The sequence below is a fragment of the Actinomyces bouchesdurhonensis genome (assembly GCF_900128465.1).
Taxonomy (GTDB): domain Bacteria; phylum Actinomycetota; class Actinomycetes; order Actinomycetales; family Actinomycetaceae; genus Pauljensenia; species Pauljensenia bouchesdurhonensis.
This window is the reverse complement of record NZ_LT635866.1, coordinates 387854-406255: the sequence shown is the minus strand read 5'-3', so window position 1 is coordinate 406255 and position 18402 is coordinate 387854. Positions and strand designations below refer to the sequence as shown.

At 64.0% G+C, this 18402-nt stretch carries 14 protein-coding genes and 3 pseudogenes; 15 read left to right on the top strand and 2 right to left on the bottom strand.

All coding sequences use genetic code 11. The features are described 5' to 3' along the window. Positions 1 to 507 precede the first annotated feature (507 nt). The 8 genes from dnaK (at position 508) to BQ7477_RS11840 (ending at position 8973) form a co-directional block, all read left to right on the top strand. The gene (gene dnaK, locus BQ7477_RS04260) at positions 508 to 2343 is read left to right on the top strand and encodes a molecular chaperone DnaK (RefSeq protein ID WP_073982923.1); all 1836 of its coding nucleotides are present in this window, start codon (positions 508 to 510) and stop codon (positions 2341 to 2343) included. Further along, positions 2340 to 3005: a nucleotide exchange factor GrpE gene (locus BQ7477_RS04255; RefSeq protein WP_073982922.1), complete on the top strand. Its 666-nt coding sequence runs from the start codon at positions 2340 to 2342 to the stop codon at positions 3003 to 3005. Before dnaK ends, BQ7477_RS04255 begins: the two co-directional genes overlap by 4 nt. Positions 3006 to 3047: 42 nt before the next feature. Next, positions 3048 to 4094 carry a DnaJ C-terminal domain-containing protein gene (locus BQ7477_RS04250; protein WP_073982921.1) on the top strand — a complete coding sequence of 349 codons (1047 nt, stop codon included), beginning with the start codon at positions 3048 to 3050 and terminating at the stop codon, positions 4092 to 4094. Between the two features lie 3 nt (positions 4095 to 4097). Continuing rightward, the gene (locus tag BQ7477_RS04245) at positions 4098 to 4667 is read left to right on the top strand and encodes a heat shock protein transcriptional repressor HspR (RefSeq protein WP_073982920.1); all 570 of its coding nucleotides are present in this window, start codon (positions 4098 to 4100) and stop codon (positions 4665 to 4667) included. A 795-nt stretch (positions 4668 to 5462) separates the two neighbouring features. Further along, complete coding sequence (locus BQ7477_RS11405) at positions 5463 to 5732, top strand: hypothetical protein (RefSeq protein WP_129582496.1); 270 nt, start codon at positions 5463 to 5465, stop codon at positions 5730 to 5732. A gap of 205 nt (positions 5733 to 5937) precedes the next feature. Further along, the gene (locus BQ7477_RS04235; RefSeq protein WP_200783464.1) at positions 5938 to 7248 is read left to right on the top strand and encodes a Mur ligase family protein; all 1311 of its coding nucleotides are present in this window, start codon (positions 5938 to 5940) and stop codon (positions 7246 to 7248) included. Beyond that, complete coding sequence (locus BQ7477_RS04230; RefSeq protein ID WP_073982918.1) at positions 7245 to 7985, top strand: type 1 glutamine amidotransferase; 741 nt, start codon at positions 7245 to 7247, stop codon at positions 7983 to 7985. Before BQ7477_RS04235 ends, BQ7477_RS04230 begins: the two co-directional genes overlap by 4 nt. Positions 7986 to 8271: 286 nt before the next feature. Continuing rightward, a complete protein-coding gene (locus BQ7477_RS11840; RefSeq protein WP_084795641.1) occupies positions 8272 to 8973 on the top strand; it encodes a hypothetical protein in 702 nt (233 codons plus the stop codon). Between the two features lie 222 nt (positions 8974 to 9195). Here BQ7477_RS11840 and BQ7477_RS04220 read toward each other — a convergent pair. Further along, positions 9196 to 9456: pseudogene (locus BQ7477_RS04220) on the bottom strand (type I phosphoribosyltransferase); the annotation flags it as partial. On the opposite strand from BQ7477_RS04220, the pseudogene BQ7477_RS12755 reads away from it, so the two are divergent. From BQ7477_RS12755 to BQ7477_RS04195, 6 genes and pseudogenes are all read left to right on the top strand, one after another. Beyond that, positions 9398 to 10411: pseudogene (locus tag BQ7477_RS12755) on the top strand (DUF418 domain-containing protein); the annotation flags it as partial. The pseudogenes BQ7477_RS04220 and BQ7477_RS12755 sit on opposite strands and share 59 nt — an antisense overlap. A 64-nt stretch (positions 10412 to 10475) precedes the next feature. Further along, on the top strand, positions 10476 to 10715 hold the full coding sequence (locus BQ7477_RS12030; protein ID WP_234968693.1) for a hypothetical protein: 240 nt from the start codon (positions 10476 to 10478) through the stop codon (positions 10713 to 10715). Positions 10716 to 11134: 419 nt separating this feature from the next. Then, positions 11135 to 11797 carry a type III secretion system chaperone family protein gene (locus BQ7477_RS04210; protein WP_073982915.1) on the top strand — a complete coding sequence of 221 codons (663 nt, stop codon included), beginning with the start codon at positions 11135 to 11137 and terminating at the stop codon, positions 11795 to 11797. A 124-nt stretch (positions 11798 to 11921) separates the two neighbouring features. Beyond that, on the top strand, positions 11922 to 14534 hold the full coding sequence (gene clpB / locus BQ7477_RS04205) for an ATP-dependent chaperone ClpB (RefSeq protein WP_073982914.1): 2613 nt from the start codon (positions 11922 to 11924) through the stop codon (positions 14532 to 14534). A 75-nt stretch (positions 14535 to 14609) separates the two neighbouring features. Further along, positions 14610 to 15392 (top strand): TetR/AcrR family transcriptional regulator, encoded by a 783-nt coding sequence (locus BQ7477_RS04200; RefSeq protein ID WP_073982913.1) that lies wholly within the window; start codon positions 14610 to 14612, stop codon positions 15390 to 15392. Further along, positions 15389 to 16192 carry a serine hydrolase domain-containing protein gene (locus BQ7477_RS04195; RefSeq protein WP_073982912.1) on the top strand — a complete coding sequence of 268 codons (804 nt, stop codon included), beginning with the start codon at positions 15389 to 15391 and terminating at the stop codon, positions 16190 to 16192. Before BQ7477_RS04200 ends, BQ7477_RS04195 begins: the two co-directional genes overlap by 4 nt. 105 nt (positions 16193 to 16297) lie before the next feature. On the opposite strand, the pseudogene BQ7477_RS04190 reads toward BQ7477_RS04195, so the two are convergent. Continuing rightward, positions 16298 to 16501, bottom strand: a pseudogene (locus tag BQ7477_RS04190) (endonuclease/exonuclease/phosphatase family protein); the annotation flags it as partial. 697 nt (positions 16502 to 17198) lie between these two features. Between BQ7477_RS04190 and BQ7477_RS04185 the strand changes: the two are divergent. Further along, a partial coding sequence (locus BQ7477_RS04185; protein WP_338072948.1) for a choice-of-anchor M domain-containing protein occupies positions 17199 to 18402 on the top strand: 1204 nt, incomplete at its 3' end.

Below are 18402 nucleotides of genomic sequence, written 5' to 3'. Positions count from 1 at the left end.
TGGGGGGCGGGGGCGGCGGACTGGGCGCCGCCGGCTTCGGGAGTGTCTGCCAAGGCGGGACCTGCCGTTCCAAGTGCTAGTAGGCCAGCGAGGAGGCTGCCAGCCAGTCGGTTTGTGATGCGCATCAAGTCTCCATTGATTGACGTGGCTCTCGAACGGTGAGAGTGCCTCTAGTCTGCCAGAGTGTCGGTGCGGTGTGCCACCACGAGGCTTTGCATTTTCTAACGTATTGGTTTCGCGTTACTTACGAAGTGATTTCGTATGATCGTGATGGGTTGGTCAGGGCCGGGCCTGGTCTGGTGTTGGTGTGGATGGAATAAAACCATGAATTGAAAGTTGAGTACATCAGACTCAAGTTAAAGAGCTACGGGTTGCGGAATAAAAACCCTGCTCCTAAAGTTGAGTACATCAGACTCAATGATGTGCCGGAAACCCCGGCGCCACACAGACCAACGCGAGCCGCCCACCGAAAACGCGGTCGGCCTCGTGAACGAAAGGACAACAACCATGGCACGTGCAGTCGGCATCGACCTCGGTACCACCAACTCCGCTATCGCCGTCCTCGAAGGCGGCGAACCCACCATCATCCCTAACGCTGAAGGCGCCCGCACGACCCCCTCGGTCGTCGCCTTCTCCAAGACCGGCGAGGTCCTGGTCGGCGAGATCGCCAAGCGTCAGGCGGTCACCAACGTTGACCGCACCATCTCCTCCGTCAAGCGCCACATGGGCACCGACTGGACCACGGAGATCGACGGCAAGAAGTACACCGCGCAGGAAATCTCCGCGCGTATCCTCCAGAAGCTGAAGAGGGACGCCGAGGCCTACCTGGGTGAGCCCGTCACCGAGGCCGTCATTACGGTTCCCGCCTACTTCAACGACGCGCAGCGTCAGGCCACCAAGGACGCCGGACAGATCGCCGGCCTGAAGGTCGAGCGCATCGTCAACGAGCCCACGGCCGCGGCCCTGGCCTACGGCCTCGAAAAGGGCAAGGAAGACGAGCTCATCCTGGTCTTCGACCTCGGTGGCGGCACGTTCGACGTGTCTCTCCTCGAAGTGGGCAAGGATGACGACGGCTTCTCCACCATTCAGGTGCGCGCCACCTCCGGCGACAACCACCTGGGCGGCGACGACTGGGATCAGCGCATCGTCAACTGGCTGATCGACCAGGTCAAAGCCAAGACCGGCGCCGACCTGTCCAAGGACGCGGTCGCCCTCCAGCGCCTCAAGGAAGCCGCCGAGCAGGCGAAGAAGGAACTGTCCTCCGCGACCTCCACGAACATCTCGCTGCAGTACCTGTCCATGACCGCAGACGGCCCCATCCACCTGGATGAGACCCTCACGCGCGCCAAGTTCGAAGAACTGACCGCGGACCTGCTCGAGCGCACCAAGAAGCCCTTCCGTGACGTCATGGCCGAGGCCGGCGTGACCGTCTCCGAGATCGACCACGTCGTGCTCGTCGGCGGCTCCACCCGTATGCCCGCCGTCACCGAGGTCGTCAAGGAGCTCACCGGCGGTCGCGAACCCAACAAGGGCGTCAACCCCGATGAGGTCGTCGCCGTGGGCGCCGCCCTGCAGGCCGGCGTCATCCAGGGTGACCGCAAGGACGTCCTGCTCATCGACGTGACCCCCCTGTCGCTCGGCATCGAGACCAAGGGCGGCGTCATGACCAAGCTCATCGACCGCAACACCGCGATCCCGACCAAGGCCTCGGAAATCTTCTCCACCGCAGAGGACGGCCAGCCCTCCGTGCTCATCCAGGTCTACCAGGGCGAGCGCGAGTTCGCCCGCGACAACAAGCTGCTCGGCACCTTCGAGCTGTCCGGCATCGCTCCCGCCCCGCGTGGCGTGCCGCAGATCGAGGTCACCTTCGACATCGACGCGAACGGCATCGTCCACGTCTCCGCGAAGGACCGCGGCACCGGCAAGGAGCAGTCGGTGACCATCACCGGCGGTTCCTCCCTGCCCAAGGAGGACATCGACCGCATGGTGCGCGAGGCCGAAGAGCACGCCGCCGAGGACAAGAAGCGCCGCGAGGAAGCCGACACCCGCAACCAGGCTGAGCAGGCCGTCTACTCGACGGAGAAGCTGCTCAAGGACGAGGCCGACAAGATCTCCGAGGAGACCCGCGCGGCCGTCCAGAAGGACGTCGACTCCGTCAAGGAAGCCCTCAAGGGCGACGACATCGAGGCCGTGAAGACCACGATGGCCACCCTGTCCGAGTCCGGCATGAAGATCGGCCAGGAGATCTACGCCAAGCAGCAGGCCGACGAGGCCGCAGCCCAGTCCGCGCCCGCGCAGGACGACGTCGTGGACGCCGAAATCGTTGACGAGGACGACAAGTGAGCACCGAAGAAACCAACGGTTTCTCGGCGCCCAACGAAGACGCCAACGTCGCCGGGGCCGACTCCACCGAGTCGGCCCCGGTCGGCCAGGCGGCAGGTCAATCCGAGAACAACGACACCGCGCCTGGCGCAGATGACGCAGCCCAGGCCTCGTCCGAAGCGACGACCGACGACATGAGCGCCTTCGAGGATCAAGTCGAGGACTCTGACCTCGCCAAGGCCCTCGAACGCATCGCAGCCGTCGAAGACCAGCTGGCCCGCGCCAACGCGGAACTGTACAACCAGGGCCAGGAGTACGCCAACTACGTGCGCCGCTCCAAGGAGGCCATCCCCGGTCACAAGACCGCGGGCCAGGACGACGTCATCGAATCACTCATCAGCGTCCTCGACGACATCGCCGCCGCACGCGCGCACGGCGACCTGCAGGACGGGCCCTTCGCGTCGATCGCCACGAAACTCGAGGACACGCTCAAGACGCGCTTCGAGCTGGAGCGCTACGGCGCCGCGGGCGAGGACTTCGACCCCGCGCTGCACGACGCCCTCATGGCCACCACCAGCGCCGACGTCGACCACCCCGTCATCGGGCAGGTTCTCACCAGTGGCTACCGCCGCGGAGACCGCGTGGTGCGCGCCGCGAAAGTACTGGTGAACAACCCTGAATAACAGCAACAACACGCTCGTAACTGAAAGAGAGGTGACACGCGCGTGAGTGAACAAGAATGGTTCTCCAAGGACTTCTACAAGGTCCTCGGAGTCGACAAGACAGCGGACAAGAAGGCCATCACGAAGGCCTACCGTAAGCTGGCTCGCAAGTGGCACCCGGATCAGAACCCGGGCGACAAGGTGGCCGAAGCCAAGTTCAAGGAAATTGGTGAGGCATACGCGGTCCTGTCCAATGACGAGGATCGTAAGCGCTACGACGCAATCCGCGCCATGGCCGGCGGGGGCGCACGATTCGCCGCCGGTTCGGGCGGCACGGGTGGCTTCGAGGACCTCTTCGGAGCCTTCGGTGGCGGCGGCGGCTTTGGTGGGGGCGCACGAAACGTGCGCTTCCAAACTTCCGGCATGCCCGGCGGCGGGGCCGGCTTCGAGGACATCCTCTCCGGTCTCTTTAACGGCTCCAGCAGCGCTCACTTCGGTGGTGATGCCTACGCCTCGTCCTTCGGTGGCGGCGGTCAAGCTCCGCGCAGTGCGCCGACGCCTAAGAAGGGCGCCAACGTGCGCGCGAAGCTCGCGATTTCCTTCGTTCAAGCCCTCAACGGCGCGACCCTGACCATTAAGGTTGGCGGCTCTCCCATTAAGGTCCGCATCCCGGCGGGCATTAAGGATGGTCAAAAGGTCCGCGTCAAGGGCCATGGGAAGCCGGGCACGCATGGCGGCCCCACCGGCGACCTCGAGGTCTCAGTCACCGTCAAGCCTCACCCCGTGTACTCGCGGGAAGGCAACGACCTGGTGCTCACCCTACCCATCACCGTGTCGGAGGCCATCCTCGGATGCGTAGTCGACGTGCCCATGGTAGACGGCAACACGGCCACCGTTAAGGTGCCCGCGGGTTCCTCCTCGGGCGCGGAGATCCGCGTGCGCGGCGGAGGAGTCAAGACCTCGAAGGTGACGGGCGACCTGATTGCTCGCGTGTCCATCCAGGTACCCGACAAGCCGGGCCGCGAGCTGAAGAAGCTCGCGAAGGAGCTGGCGCAGACCGAGGGCGACCTCGACGTGCGCGCCGGCCTGGCTCAGGGCGCCGAGGAGTAAGCCGTGGCAACGACTGGGGACGTGGCAGCCACCTTCGTCATATCGGTTGCGGCCGAGCTGGCGGGGATGCATCCCCAGACCCTGCGTCAATACGACCGCTTGGGCCTGGTCATCCCCGCCCGCACGAAGGGCCGAGGTCGGCGCTACACGAAACGCGACGTCCAACGCCTACGTGACGTCCAACGCATGAGCCAGGAGGAGGGCATCAACCTGGCGGGGATCCGTCGCATTCTTGAACTTGAACGCCGCGTCGAGGCTCTCGAATCCGAGCGGGATACCCTGCGCGAGTCCGTCGCAGCGTCCGAAGCTCGCCGCAACCGCGTGTTCGCAGCGTCCGCGGACGGGCAGGTCATGCCGTTGCGTCGAGGCCAACGCCCGTGGGAACGTCCTGCTTCGTCCTCCGGCGGACCGCTCACCGTGTGGGACCCGATCCGTGCCCGCGCGGCGATGCTCGCGGTCGGGCCATTCGACCGCCCGGAGCTGCCCGGGCCTGCCGGACGATCGAAGCAGCCTGGGCCTGCCGGGCGCGCAAGCGCTCGCGCCGTTATCGAGGGGACGATCATCTCCCGGTGAGAGGCTCGACGCAATGCCGGTGTCCTGAGTGCTGAACCGCCGCCCCGACGCGCCCGCGTCGGGGCGGCGCTGCCGCAGTGGGTCCGGGCGGTGGCGTGCCCACCTCGTCGACAGGGGCGCCCTGGTTGAGAAAATCAAGTCCGATCGGGAGGACTGCACCTCATCGGCCACAAGCATCGCCTGGGAGCTGGCCGCGCGTGCAGCAGGGTCCCGTCGGCGACGTCCTTCCAGTGTTTATCGGCGCCCCGCCGGGCAGTCCTGCACCAGTGAGGGAGCATGACGCCAGGGGTAGTGGTGGGGGTTTTGCAGCATTAGAAGCCTCCCCTCGGCGTGTCGCCGGCGTGTCGCGCCCCTAATGGTGCAATTCCCCCCGTTTGGTGGCGATGTCATCGGCAGGCAAGTCGCGCACGGGTCCTCGTGCAGCGCAATTCCCCCCATTTGATGGTGGTGAGGTCGCGCCTCGGGGCGGCGCCGCCCACGCGCGGATTAGAGGGCCCACGTGCGAGGTGTCGAACCCACGTGCATGTCATCGGACCCACGTGCGGATTGAGTGGGCACGGATGCTGGCGCACGGAGATTGGCGCACCGAGACGGAGGTGGCGTGAGATGGACGCGGGGGGAACCCTACGGATATGCTCGCAGTCGCAGTCGCAGTCGCAGTCGCAGTCGCAGTCGCAGTCGCAGTGGAAGCTGTGACGGCGTCTCGACAGTGAGGTAACAAGGGGCTGCGGGACCCATCCACCGGATGAGTCCCGCAGCGTAATTCGATCAGGGATCCGGGGGCACACTGGATCCTTGACCGAAGCCTGGAACAGGCGACAGGCTCTCGCCTGCTACGACAGTTTTACCAGGTCACGGCTGGTTTCGATAGTCGATAATGTGCTCGATTGGGGTGTTGAACGAATGTGCACCCCACCTGAAAATAGTGTGCGTCTCGTTGACGACATTTTTCACGAAATGGCCGCTGACCTGCGGCTTTGGCTACTAGGTGTATTTTTCCTTGAAAAAACGCAGAATTTGAAGGGAGATGCTCTTGGGTGCCTGCGGCGCCGGCGTCAGTATTGACCGTTGAGACATATCGATGTCATCACAGTGACATGGCGTGGGTAACGTCAATATGCAATGCAGCACTATTAGTGCAGGTCATCCCGCATTCGGCGTGTCGGGGCGATCGTCGCGTCGCCTACTCTCACGTGCGCATCATCTCAGGGCAAGGAGTGGGCACCTTCCGAAGGCGCAGACATGTCCGCGCACGCGCTAACCTTGATGCATGACGACATCATCGCATCACCTCTCGGTGCGCTCCCGTGTGGCCAACGCGGCTGGTGGCGCCGCCCGCTTTGCCTCCCGCGCCCTCGGACGAGGCTCCGGCGGCATGATCGGCGGGGAGGTCGCGCTGCGCATCTCCCCGCGCTTCCTCGCTGAGCTGGCAGCTCCCTTCTCATCCGTTATCGTCACCGGCACGAACGGCAAGTCCACGACGACGCGCATGGTGCGTGCCGCTTTGGAGAGTGCTGGTCCTGTTGCCTCCAATATCAACGGCGACAACATGACATCAGGCGTCATCACTGCGCTCATGCGGGGAAAGGATGCCTCTCGCGCTGCCCTCGAGGTCGACGAAATGCATGTGCCGACGGTCGCCGCTGATGTAAAGCCCGACGTTTTCGTCTACCTGAATCTCTCGCGCGACCAGCTTGATCGCGTCGGTGAGATCGGCTCGGTGGAAAAGCGCCTTCGCGAGGGTTCGTCGGCCCATCCGGACGCCGTCGTCGTCGCTAACTGCGATGATCCGCTCATCGTCTCCGCAGCCGCGGATAACCCCCGCGTCGTGTGGGTCGCCGCCGGCGCGGGGTGGGGTGGCGACTCGGCGGCCTACCCGCGCGGAGGGCGCGTCGTGCGCAACGGTGAGGACTGGCACCTGATCCCTGCCTTCGCCGATGAAGAGCTTCCCGCATTGAAGAGTCGGCCCCAGCCCCACTGGTGGCTTACCGACGTTGACCTGGCCCCCGACGGCCCGCGAGCAACTTTGCACGGACCGGGCGGAGTGAACGTCCCCCTCAACCTGTTGCTTCCCGGTCGAGCGAATCTCGGCAACGCGGCGCAGGCAGTCGCTGCTGCGGTCGCAATGGGTATCGACCCCGCGGTGGCCGCGCAGGCCGTCAGTCGTGTTACCGAGGTCGCGGGCCGCTATTCGGTTCACGACGTGAATGGTCGGAGCGCCCGTTTGATGCTCGCGAAAAATCCCGCGGGCTGGCAGGAAGCGATGACCATGATTGATCCGAGGGTCGCCCAGGTCGTCATTGGCGTCAACGGGCAGGTGCCCGATGGGCAGGACCTGTCCTGGCTGTGGGACGTTGACTTCTCCGGTGTCAACCGGCCCGGTCGCCGCGTCATCGCCTGTGGCGAGCGCGGGGCCGACTTGGCCGTCCGCCTCGAGTACGCGGGCATTCACTGCGACCTCGTGGACCTACCGATGGATGCTCTGGCTCGCTGTGAGCCGGGGCGCGTCGAAGTCCTCCTCAACTACACGGCAATGCGCGACTTTAAGGTCCTGCTCGACCGAAAGGAAGGCAAGCGGTGAGCGCATCCACGCTGCACATTGGTGTCCTCATGCCCGAGGTGTTGGGCACCTACGGGGACACGGGCAACGCCCTGATCTTGGCTGAACGTGCCCGCAGGAGGGGTATTGACGCTGAAGTCGTCCACGTCAGCTTGACCGAAGAAATCCCTGATAGCCTCGACATCTACACGCTGGGTGGCGGCGAAGATACTGCCCAGGCGCTTGCAGCCGACAAATTCCGGGGTACTTCGGGCCTGGCTCGTGCTCTCGATGCCGGGCGTCCGCTTCTGGCGATTTGCGCGTCGCTGCAGGTCCTCGGCCACTGGTACGAGGATGCGCGCGGCGTTCGCGTGCCTGGCATGGGAGTTCTGGACATTACGACCCAGCCGCAAGGCCATCGCGCCATTGGTGAACTTGTGACCCTACCGCTTGTTGATGGACTCACCCAGCCGCTGAGCGGCTTCGAGAACCACGGCGGTGGAACCGTTCTGGGTCCCGACGCGGCTCCCCTCGGGCGTGTCGTCGCGGGCGTGGGCAATGGGACGCCGCAGGGATGCGAACCCGCTGAGGTCGCTTACGACGGAGCCGTTCAGGGGTCTATCATTGCTACCTACATGCACGGCCCGGCGCTGGCACGCAACCCCGAGCTGGCGGACCTGCTGCTCGAGCGGGCGACAGGCGTAGCGCTGGAACCCCTTGAGGTTCCCGGCGTGGCCCAGCTGCGTGCGCAGCGCCTAAGTGGTGTTCAGTTGTCCTAGCTTACGAATGCGCGCTACTCGGAGTGCGTCCCTACTGCATATGCGTGAGGCTGCTCCCTCGACCATGGACACACCGGTGCGTGGCAGTAGCAGGCAATTACGATAGGCGCGTGCCGCGTTCGCGGCGAGTTCGAACCCGGTGACGAGGACGTACCCGGAACGTTTCTCCGGCCTCGACCGTTGCTTTGACGTGTGGAGGTCGGCGTTCCGTTCGTCGCGACACGTTATTCGGGGCGCTCGTTGCGTTGTTATGCTTGAAACAAATTCTCACGAGGAAGGCACTGACATGTCGAATCCGTCCTCCTATGGATCGTCGGGTGGAGCGAACACGCCGTGGCCCCAGTACGGCGAAAATGTCGATGTTCCCCAGGACTACCCGGGCGCAGCCGACCAGGGCTACGCCGGTTCCCCTGGCGCAGGCTACGGGTCACCCATTGTGGAACTTCCCCCTATGCCCAGCCGTGCCCCCGGTATTACCACGTTGGTTATTGGCATTGTTGCAATGCTTGTCATCGCACCGATCACCTTGGTGGTCACGCTGATCGCGGGCCTCGGTTCAACCTTTGACCAGCTCGCCGGCAGTGACGGCGGACTACGTAACGGCGATACTGTGTCCGTCTCGGAGGGAGGCAACTTTACGGTCTTGATCACAGATGGTCTGGCCAATTCGTGCTCCCTCACCGACGCGAACGGTGCTGGTTATGTGATGAATGCCTATCAGGGCGATAGCAGTATTTTCTCGATTACGGGCATTTCGCCTGGAAACTATCAGCTCTCGTGTGATGGTCTGTCGTCCGGTGCGCAGGTCGTGGGACTCGGTATGTCGCCTGATGAGGCGGGTATGGCCTTTATCGTGCCTTTCGTGTGGGCGACCGTCGTTGGTGTGATTGGTCTGATTGTGATGATCGTCGGAATTGTTCTCCTGGTACGGGTGAACCGGAAGCGGCGTGAACTCACCCAGCAGGCGATGATGTCTGTCTACCGCTGAGCGAGTGACTCGTGGAGGGGGCGTGTCCCGGAAACTGCTCCGGCCTCGCCCCTTTTTCGCCCCCTGACGCTCCGGGTTTGCACCGTGAAAGGAGTCTGTTTGTCTTCCCTGTCCTTCACTGGCCAGCGCCAGGTACGCTACCCCGCCCCCGACGTTGCGCGCGGTTTCATGCTGGCTCTTATTGCATTGGCGAACGTGCCGTTCTGGGTGCGTTTCTTCNAGCATCGCGGTGGCCACCGGGTCCGCGCCCATCGTCAGGCCGCCCACGGCCACGTACTCCTCGCCCACCGCGAAGCCAGCCTCTTCCAGGAGGTCCAGCATGACGTGGCCAATGAGGGGAGCCGCCTCGTGGTGCAGCGTCGAGCGGCGCATGTCGACGTAGAAGTCGGACTCGCGCCCCGACGCCAGGGTGACCTTCTCGTGGATGACGGACAGCTCCTGGACGAGCGCCGCCAGGCGCGCCTTGTGGGAATCGTTGGTCATGATGTTTCCTTTACGTGTCGGGGGTCNCTTGGGCGCGCTGCCCGCCGAGTTGAGCGCCGGCTGGAATCCCGCGCAGTGGCAGTTTTTTGGCGAGGCCGTGGAGCGTCGCGCTCGATGTGCGGCGTCGCGTTTAATTCGGAGACGCGGCTGGTGGATGCTGGCTATTGGTGGAGTGCATTCTCTCGTTTTTCAGGGTGACATTATTGGAACGTATGGCCTCGTCGCGGTGGTTTTCGCGGAGGTCATCGTCATGACGCGCGTGTGGCCGCGCGTGGTGGTCGCAGTATCGTTTGCGGCGTTGAGTTTGTTATCCATGGCTTCGATCGGGTACGGGGCGGGGGGCCGGCCCATGTCGCTCGAGTATCACAGTCCGATGTCTGTGGGTGCGACTTATCCTGCGATGTCGTTCGGTGTGTGGCTGTTTGCGACGCCGTTCGCTGCCTTCACTGCTCTTGTCATCCCGTGTGTCATGATCGGTGTTGCCCTTCAACGGTGGGGAGCCTTACAGGATCCTCATCGCCATGGATGCGCGCTTGGGATCTTCGCGTGTGGTGGCCTGGCTGTTGGCGCGTTGGGAGCTGTGCCGTACGCGCTTGGTGAGCTCGATTGGGCTCATGTGGGTGGTGCTGGCTGGACGTTCCCGCTCTTTCATGCCTGCGGTGTTGCTGGAGCCTGTGGGTGGCTGGCCCTTCTGGCGCTTTTGGGCGGTGGTCCGCGCGTGGACTGTGGTTTGTCGATGATGTCGGGCAGCTCGCCAGCTGAGGAGCTGGGCGTCGTTCGTTCTTTTTTGAGTGCCATTGGCCGCCGTTCCATGACCGCCTACCTTGCTCAGACGTTGCTCTTCGTCGCTGTCTTTGCGTGCCTGGGTTTGGCGGGTGTGCGATCGGTGGGTGTGGTGGTCTCAGCGCTCATTGCGTTGGCCGTGTGGGCCGTCATTGGTGTTGGCTGCGTGGTATCCGACGGTATGGGTCACACGCGGGGACCCGCTGAGCGGCTCCTACGATGGCTGGTCGCACGCAGTGCGGCGGTGCTGCCGCTTCCCCCTGTGCCGATGGCGCCGTGGGGACCGGTGGTTCCTGGGGTGGTGCCTGGCGGCCTGGTTCCTCGGGTGGTGCCTGGGGTGGTGCCTGGCGGCCTGGTTCCTGGGGTGGTGCCTGGCGGCCTGGTTCCTGGGGTGGTTCCTGGGGTGGTGCCTGGCGGCCTGGTTCCTGGGGTGGTGCCTGGCGGCCTGGTTCCTCCGTCCGGGAGAGTTCCGTTGAATGGTGTTGGGGGTGCCCGTGGGGTGCGTGGTTACTACGGCCCACCGGAGAATGATCGGCGGTCTAAATAGCCCAAAAGTATGCGGCGTGCAAGAGGTGCAACAAAATGTGATGCACTAGACAACTATTTGAGAATGTCTCTGTGTCATAGCGGTGAGCTGCGGCGATAGTTGTGGGGTGCTCCTGGGGGATAAGGGTAGCGATGCATGTGAGACTGCGTGGCCATTGGTATTTCGCGGATTCTGCGCTACTGTGAGGGTGTGGCGATACACACGCTGGTGGCATGATGTGGCGAGCGAGGAGGCGGCCGATGGATGTGCGTATAAAGCTCACGTGTCGGGACGGTCGACGCGCTCACGTCTCCGAAGTTGTGATGCAGTGGCGCGTCAAGGATGAGAGAGACGAGTAGGTGAGTCATCATGGGCTGGCTATGGCGGGCGGATGCCGACGGTGGAGCCGACGGCGAGGAGTCGCCTCGCCGCGCCGAACCGACGGACGGTGTGCCTTCCGATGTGGAACAATGGGAGGATAGCAACGCAGCGACGGTGGAAGGAATCGCAACGGGTAATTCGGAGTTCGAAGCCAATCGCTTCGATATGGTTCGTCCCATCACGCAAGAGCGTCTGGGGTTGCTTTTCGACTCTGAAGGTTGGGCATGGCGCATTGACAATGACGGCGACTTGTGCGGCCTGTGGGAGGGGCACCTGTTCTGCTTCCGTTTCCTCGGTGATTCGCGTGAGGTTTTGTCGATTGTTGCGTTCATGAAGCAGCTTATCCCTCTGGAGTATGGGGATGATTTGCGCGATTTCCTCCAGGCGTGGCACGGGGAATTCCTGTGGCCCAAGGCTTACGTGGCAGAGCAGCTTGAGGGTGATCGCGTGGTTGCTGAGGTCAATGGTGATTACGAGTATGGGGCGACGGATGCGCAGCTGGTGCAGCAGGTGATGTGTGCGCTGGCGACGACGTTGCAACTTTTCCGTGCGCTCGCGGAGCGTTATGGGGTTGAGGATGGGCAGGATTCGGGTCCGTCGGGTGGGCATCAGCGCGGCTTTGATGGTCCTGCGTGGCTTCCTGAGAACTGAGTCGCGGCGTCGTTTCTCATCTTGAAGTTGAGTGGAATAGACTCAACTTTGGGTTCGTTATGTCCCTTAGAAGCGTCGGGAATCGTCGACGCGACAATTGCGAACCATTTGGAGGAATGATCTCATGGCACATGAGATGACAACGAAAGCGCACGAAGCCGTTGCTTCGGCGCTCCAGGCCGCGTCGGCGGCCGGTAATCCGCAGGTTGAACCCATTCACCTGCTTGAGGCTCTCATTGAGCAGCGCGAGGGCATTGCTCTGTCCTTGCTCGAGGCCGTGGGTGCGGATGCGCGCATGATTGGCGCACGCACACGAAATGCCCTGGTAGCCCTTCCGAGTACCCAGGGGGTATCCGCTGGCTCCGCCCAGGCCTCGCGTGCGTTGCTCAGCGCTGTCCAGGAAGCCGAACAGCTTGCGGATAAGGGGGGTGACCAGTACGTCTCGACTGAGCACCTGCTCATTGCTCTGGCCGCCTCGGACACCGAGGCTGGTCGAATCCTGACTCAGGGCGGAGCGTCGGCCGATGCGCTCACGCAGGCGCTCGCCCAGCTGCGTCCTGACCCGATTACCTCCGCTGATCCCGAGGGGTCGTTCGAGGCCTTGGCGAAGTATGGCCGCGACCTGACCGAGGTGGCGCGCGAGGGCAAGCTCGACCCGGTCATCGGTCGAGACAACGAGATTCGACGCGTCGTCCAGGTCCTGTCGAGGCGCACGAAGAATAACCCGGTCCTCATCGGCGAACCCGGTGTCGGTAAGACCGCCGTCGTCGAAGGGCTGGCACAGCGTATCGTCGCGGGCGATGTCCCCGAATCCCTGCGTGACAAGCGTCTGATCTCCCTGGATGTGTCCTCGATGGTCGCCGGAGCCAAGTATCGCGGCGAGTTCGAGGAGCGCCTGAAGGCGGTCCTCGCTGAGATTGCGCGTTCGGATGGGCAGGTCATTACCTTCATCGATGAGCTGCACACGGTCGTTGGTGCGGGCGGTGGTTCCGAGGGTGCCATGGATGCGGGCAATATGCTTAAGCCTATGCTTGCGCGCGGCGAGCTGCGCATGGTGGGTGCGACCACGCTCGACGAATATCGCGAGAATATCGAGAAGGATCCGGCGCTGGAGCGCCGCTTCCAGCAGGTTTTCGTCGGTGAGCCCTCGGTCGAGGATACGGTCGCTATCCTCCGTGGCATCGCCCCCAAGTATGAGGCCCACCACAAGGTGACCATTTCCGACGGTGCGCTCGTGGCCGCCGCGACCCTGTCGAATCGTTACATCACGGGTCGTCAGCTGCCCGACAAGGCCATCGACCTGATTGACGAGGCCGCCTCGCGTCTGCGCATGGAGCTCGACTCCTCCCCGGTGGAGATCGACGAGCTGCGCCGCAGCGTGGATCGCCTGCGCATGGAGGAGTCCTACCTGACTGAGTCCGACCCGGAGAGCCTCGACGAGGCGACCCAGGATCGCTTGAGCAAGCTGCGCGCGGACCTGGCGGACCGCGAGGAGCAGCTGCGCGCCCTTACTGCCCGGTGGGAGGCCGAGAAGGCCGGCCACAACCGTGTGGGTGATCTGCGTGTCCAGCTCGATACGCTGCGCACTCAGCTCGAACTCGCCGTGCGCGAGGGGCGCTGGGAGGAAGCTGGTCGCCTGCAGAACGGCGAGATTCCTGCCGTCGAGCGCCAGATTGCGCAGGAGGAGGCTCGGGTCGCATCGCAGGAGGCGGTCTCCACTGATGAGCCGATGATCGCTGAGAAGGTTGGCCCCACCGAGATCGCCGAGGTGATCGAAGCGTGGACGGGAATTCCGACGGGTAAGCTGCTCCAGACCGAGACGGAGAAGCTCTTGCACATGGAGAGTGAACTGGGTAAGCGGCTCATTGGGCAAAAAGATGCCGTGCGAGCAGTGTCTGATGCCGTGCGTCGCTCGCGTGCGGGCCTGTCTGATCCGAATCGTCCCACCGGTTCCTTCCTGTTCCTGGGTCCTACGGGCGTGGGTAAGACGGAGCTGGCCAAGTCTCTCGCAGAGTTTCTCTTTGATGATGAGCGCGCTATGGTGCGTATCGACATGTCTGAGTACTCGGAGAAGCATTCGGTTGCGCGCCTGGTCGGAGCTCCTCCGGGATACGTGGGTTACGAGCAGGGTGGTCAGCTGACTGAAGCCGTGCGTCGCCGTCCTTATTCCGTGGTTCTGCTGGATGAGGTGGAGAAAGCTGACCCTGAGATTTTCGACATCCTCCTGCAAGTCCTCGATGATGGGCGTCTCACTGATGGGCAGGGGCGAACGGTCGACTTCCGCAACACGATTCTGATTTTGACGTCTAATCTTGGTTCGCAATATCTTGCGGACCCTGATTTGACGGCGGAGGGGAAGAAAGATGCGGTCATGTCGGTCGTGCGGGCCAGTTTCCGACCCGAGTTCCTCAATAGGTTGGATGAGACCGTCATGTTTGACGCCCTGACCCGCGAAAATCTTGGAGAGATCGTTGACCTGCTGGTTGCTTCGCTCCAAAAGCGTCTTACCGATCGTCGAATTAACTTGACAGTTAGTGAACCTGCTCGCGGCTGGCTAGCGCGTGTGGGCTATGATCCGGCCTTCGGTGCGCGACCGCTTCGCCGCTTGATTCAGCGTGAGATCGGCGATCGTCTGGCCGTTCTTCTGCTGGGTGGGCATGTCCAGGATGGGCAGAATGTGACAGTTGACATCAACGACACGATTGATGGCCTTGTCATGAATGTTGGTAAACCCTGACATTGCGCGCTACACTAAATACCAGTGTGTATTTCGGACTCTCGGTATGTGAGGCCCGCAACAGCAGGAGATGATATGACAACCCAGAGGAAGGCCCGTGGAGCCTATTCTGTCGGACAGGCAACGCGTGAATCCATCCTCTCGGCAGCGATGGTCCTGATCGCAGAGCGAGGCTACAACGGCTTCTCTCTGCGTGACCTCGGTCGTCGAGTCGGTATTTCGCACCCCGCCGTCGTCTATCACTTCCCGTCGAAGGAAGCGATCCTGCGTAGCGCGATTCAGCGCCACGAGGAAATGAACGCGCTCTTTGACGTGACCATTAACGACGAAGTAGAGGGCGGATTCGACGAAGGCGGCATCACCGCTGGTTCGTTCGTCGACTGGGCTGTAGGCGAGATGCGTTTCGCAATGAAGCCTGGCGCGGACGCGGCCATCGCCCTGGACTGCGTGCTGTGGGCGGAGTCCTCGTCGGAGGCCCATCCTGCGCATATCCACTACAAGTTCCGGACACAGCAGATGGAGGAAGCTCTGACCGTCATGATCCAGAGCTTCGTCGACGAGGAGGGTGCCGACATCGGTACTACCCCCCGTACGCTCGCAAAGATCCTGATCCGCTACTGGTATGGCTCGGTCGTGTCGGCTCGCTACAACGACGAGCCCATCGACGCCCGCGAGTTTGTCGCGGACTTCTTAGCCGTGTGCGTTCAGCTTCTGCACCTGCCCGCGCACTACGTGCTGCAGCTCGGCGCATCCGTTCCCGAGGAAGTCGCTGAAGTCTACGCGCGCACGCTGCGTAAGATCAGCGAGAAGACGACGGCGGCAGCAGAATCCGCGCCCGCTCCGGTGGCCACCGCGTGATTGGCCCTCTACCGTCATTCGACGTCGCCCTCGTCCTTCGTGTCGAGGGCGGCGTTCTCTATTCTCACGGCGACGTTGATCGTGTCTTTCCTCTCGCCTCTGTCACTAAACCGATCGTCGCGTGGTCTGCCCTCGTCGCCGTTGAGCGGGGACTCATCGGCCTTGATGATCCGGCCGGTCCCGAAGGAGCAACCATTCGTCACCTGCTCGCCCATGCCTCGGGCTTGCCCTTCGAGGGGCGTCGCCCCGTGGCGGCGCCGGGCAAACGCCGGATCTATTCCAACGAGGGTTTCGACGTCCTCGGCGAGGTCCTGGCCGGGGCGACCGGCATGGGTGTCGCGCAGTGGGTGCGGCGCAGCGTCTTCGAGCCACTCGGCATGACGACGGCAGATATTCCGGGCAGTCCCGCGCACGCTGGTGTCGCGTCGGCGGACGACCTGAGTCTTTTCGGCGCGGAGCTGGCGCGCCCGACCCTGGTGAGCGCTCCGCTGGCTGCTCTCGCCGGGCTTTCCCAGTTTCCTGCCCTCGCGGGCGTCGTTCCTGGCTACGGGCGCTTCGCTCCATGCCCGTGGGGCTTGGGATTGGAGATTCGCGGGGAGAAGTCGCCGCACTGGACCGCTCCCGATGCCTCGGAGCGAACGATCGGGCATTTCGGACAGTCAGGGTCTTTTGTGTGGGCGGACCCGGACCTAGGCGCGAGTGCGGTCTTTGTCGGCGCGCAACCTTTCGGCCCGTGGCATCACGACAACTGGGCCAGCCTCAACGCCTCTCTGTTGGCTCTTGCGCGCGAACGATCCTGAGTGTTGTGGTGACGCGCGTAAGCGGGTCTTACTTGGTTGCGTTCCAGCACCGCGGCCCTGACCCTTGCCTGCGTGCGAGAGTGAGTTCCGGCCTCGTCGCCTCTCTTAGTCGACGTCGACGATGACGGGCACGTGGTCGGAGGCGCCCTTGCCCTTGCGTTCGTCGCGGTCGATCGCGGCGCCGCTCACGAGAGCCGCGAGGGCGGGTGAACAGTAGACGAAGTCGATGCGCATCCCCTGGTTTTTCGGGAAACGCAGCTTCTGGTAGTCCCAGTAGGTGTAGTTCGTGACGCGCTCTCGCGTGACCTCGNATGGAACCCCGACCGCCTGCCCGTGGCCTCGCGCCGCGTCGACGTCTCCTACGACCTCGTTCCCGGTACGACCGACCAGTACACGGCCACCGTGCGCGCGGCAGACCCGACTCTGCGCGCCACCTACAAGATCGAATTCCTCGAGTCCAAGTACGACTTCAGCCCCTGGTGCTCCATGGAGGGCACACTCGGAGCGGGCGGCGTGGATATGAAGCAGCAGGACCTCGGCGTGTGCCAGTCCGACCCCATGTACGTGCGCGTCACCCTGCGCCCCCACCCCCTTTCCGACGCAGTCATGACGGTTGCCGACGCCTCCGACGTCACCGTCGGAGAGCACGTCGGCCTGACCGCCACGCTCAACCTGCGCGACGGAGTCGCCGCCCCCGAGGAGCCTGAACCGGCGCCCATGCCCACTCCAGACCCCAGCCCCTCGCCCGGTCACGGGAACGGGGAAGCCCCGGCCCCGGCCTCGTCCCTGCTCTCCGACCCCGTCGAGATCGCGCGAGGCCACCTGGACGTGCGCCTGACCCAGGCGGCCGGTGAGAACGGAACCACCTACGGGCTCGCCGTCAAGGATGACTCCCTGACGGCCGCGCGAACCTCCGTGCTGCGTACCCTGTCCTCCACGACCCTGTCCGTCGGCCCTAACGCGCGCTTCGTGCGCCCGGCCTCCCTGTCGGACGCGAGCTACGACNCTGGGTGCCGAGGGCACCGTCCTGAACGCCGCGCCCCAGAACCCCGGCCCCGGCAACACGCCCATCTGGGCTGGCCTCGGCGCCGGCGAGATCGGCGACACCGACAAGTTCGAGGGTGAGACCTACACCCTCGACCTCATCAGCGTTGACGGCCCGGGCCGCATGGAGATGTTCATCGACAACGGAGACAGCGTCAACCGCTTCCTCTCCAGCCATGACACCGCCTACCGCAGCGTCTACAACCCCCGCCACACGCACCTGTACACGACCTTCACGCAGCCGGGTCGCTACGTCGCGAACTACAAGATGACCGCTCGCAGCGCCGACGGCACCGCTATCTACTCCTCGCCGATCACCCCGCTGGTCTGGCAGGTCGGCGGCGCGAACCCCGCCGACGGCACCATCAAGGACATCGTCTCGGCCTACAATGCGGCACGAGCCGAGCGCACCGACGGCAACGCCGCCACACCCACGCTCACCCTGTCCCACCACACCGAGCGTGAGCACCCCGGCGACAATCACCTCACCGACATCATGATCGACACGGGCGTCTCCACCGACACGGGACGCGCGTGGATCACCGTCAACGGCTACTTCCTGACCGAGGCCGTGGTTGAGGGCGGTCGCGTCACCGTCTCCGAGCTGCTCGGCGCGGACGCGGCGGCTGTCCAGGCGATCTACATCCCCTCCGATTCCACCTCCGCCCGCTGGGTCTCCCAGGCCGTGCAGTACTCCCAGAAGGACACCGAGCCCGTCAGCGTCGGTGGATCCGACACGATCCTGGGCCCCTCCAACCCGGATCCCGCGCCCGAATGGAACCCCGACCGCCTGCCCGTGGCCTCGCGCCGCGTCGACGTCTCCTACGACCTCGTTCCCGGTACGACCGACCAGTACACGGCCACCGTGCGCGCGGCAGACCCGACTCTGCGCGCCACCTACAAGATCGAATTCCTCGAGTCCAAGTACGACTTCAGCCCCTGGTGCTCCATGGAGGGCACACTCGGAGCGGGCGGCGTGGATATGAAGCAGCAGGACCTCGGCGTGTGCCAGTCCGACCCCATGTACGTGCGCGTCACCCTGCGCCCCCACCCCCTTTCCGACGCAGTCATGACGGTTGCCGACGCCTCCGACGTCACCGTCGGAGAGCACGTCGGCCTGACCGCCACGCTCAACCTGCGCGACGGAGTCGCCGCCCCCGAGGAGC

Coding starts and splice junctions, on each gene's coding strand:
- dnaK (WP_073982923.1), top strand. CDS start 508: ATGGCACGTGCAGTCGGCATCGACCTCGGTACCACCAACTCCGCTATC.
- BQ7477_RS04235 (WP_200783464.1), top strand. CDS start 5,938: ATGACGACATCATCGCATCACCTCTCGGTGCGCTCCCGTGTGGCCAAC.
- BQ7477_RS11840 (WP_084795641.1), top strand. CDS start 8,272: ATGTCGAATCCGTCCTCCTATGGATCGTCGGGTGGAGCGAACACGCCG.
- BQ7477_RS04210 (WP_073982915.1), top strand. CDS start 11,135: ATGGGCTGGCTATGGCGGGCGGATGCCGACGGTGGAGCCGACGGCGAG.
- clpB (WP_073982914.1), top strand. CDS start 11,922: ATGGCACATGAGATGACAACGAAAGCGCACGAAGCCGTTGCTTCGGCG.
- BQ7477_RS04200 (WP_073982913.1), top strand. CDS start 14,610: ATGACAACCCAGAGGAAGGCCCGTGGAGCCTATTCTGTCGGACAGGCA.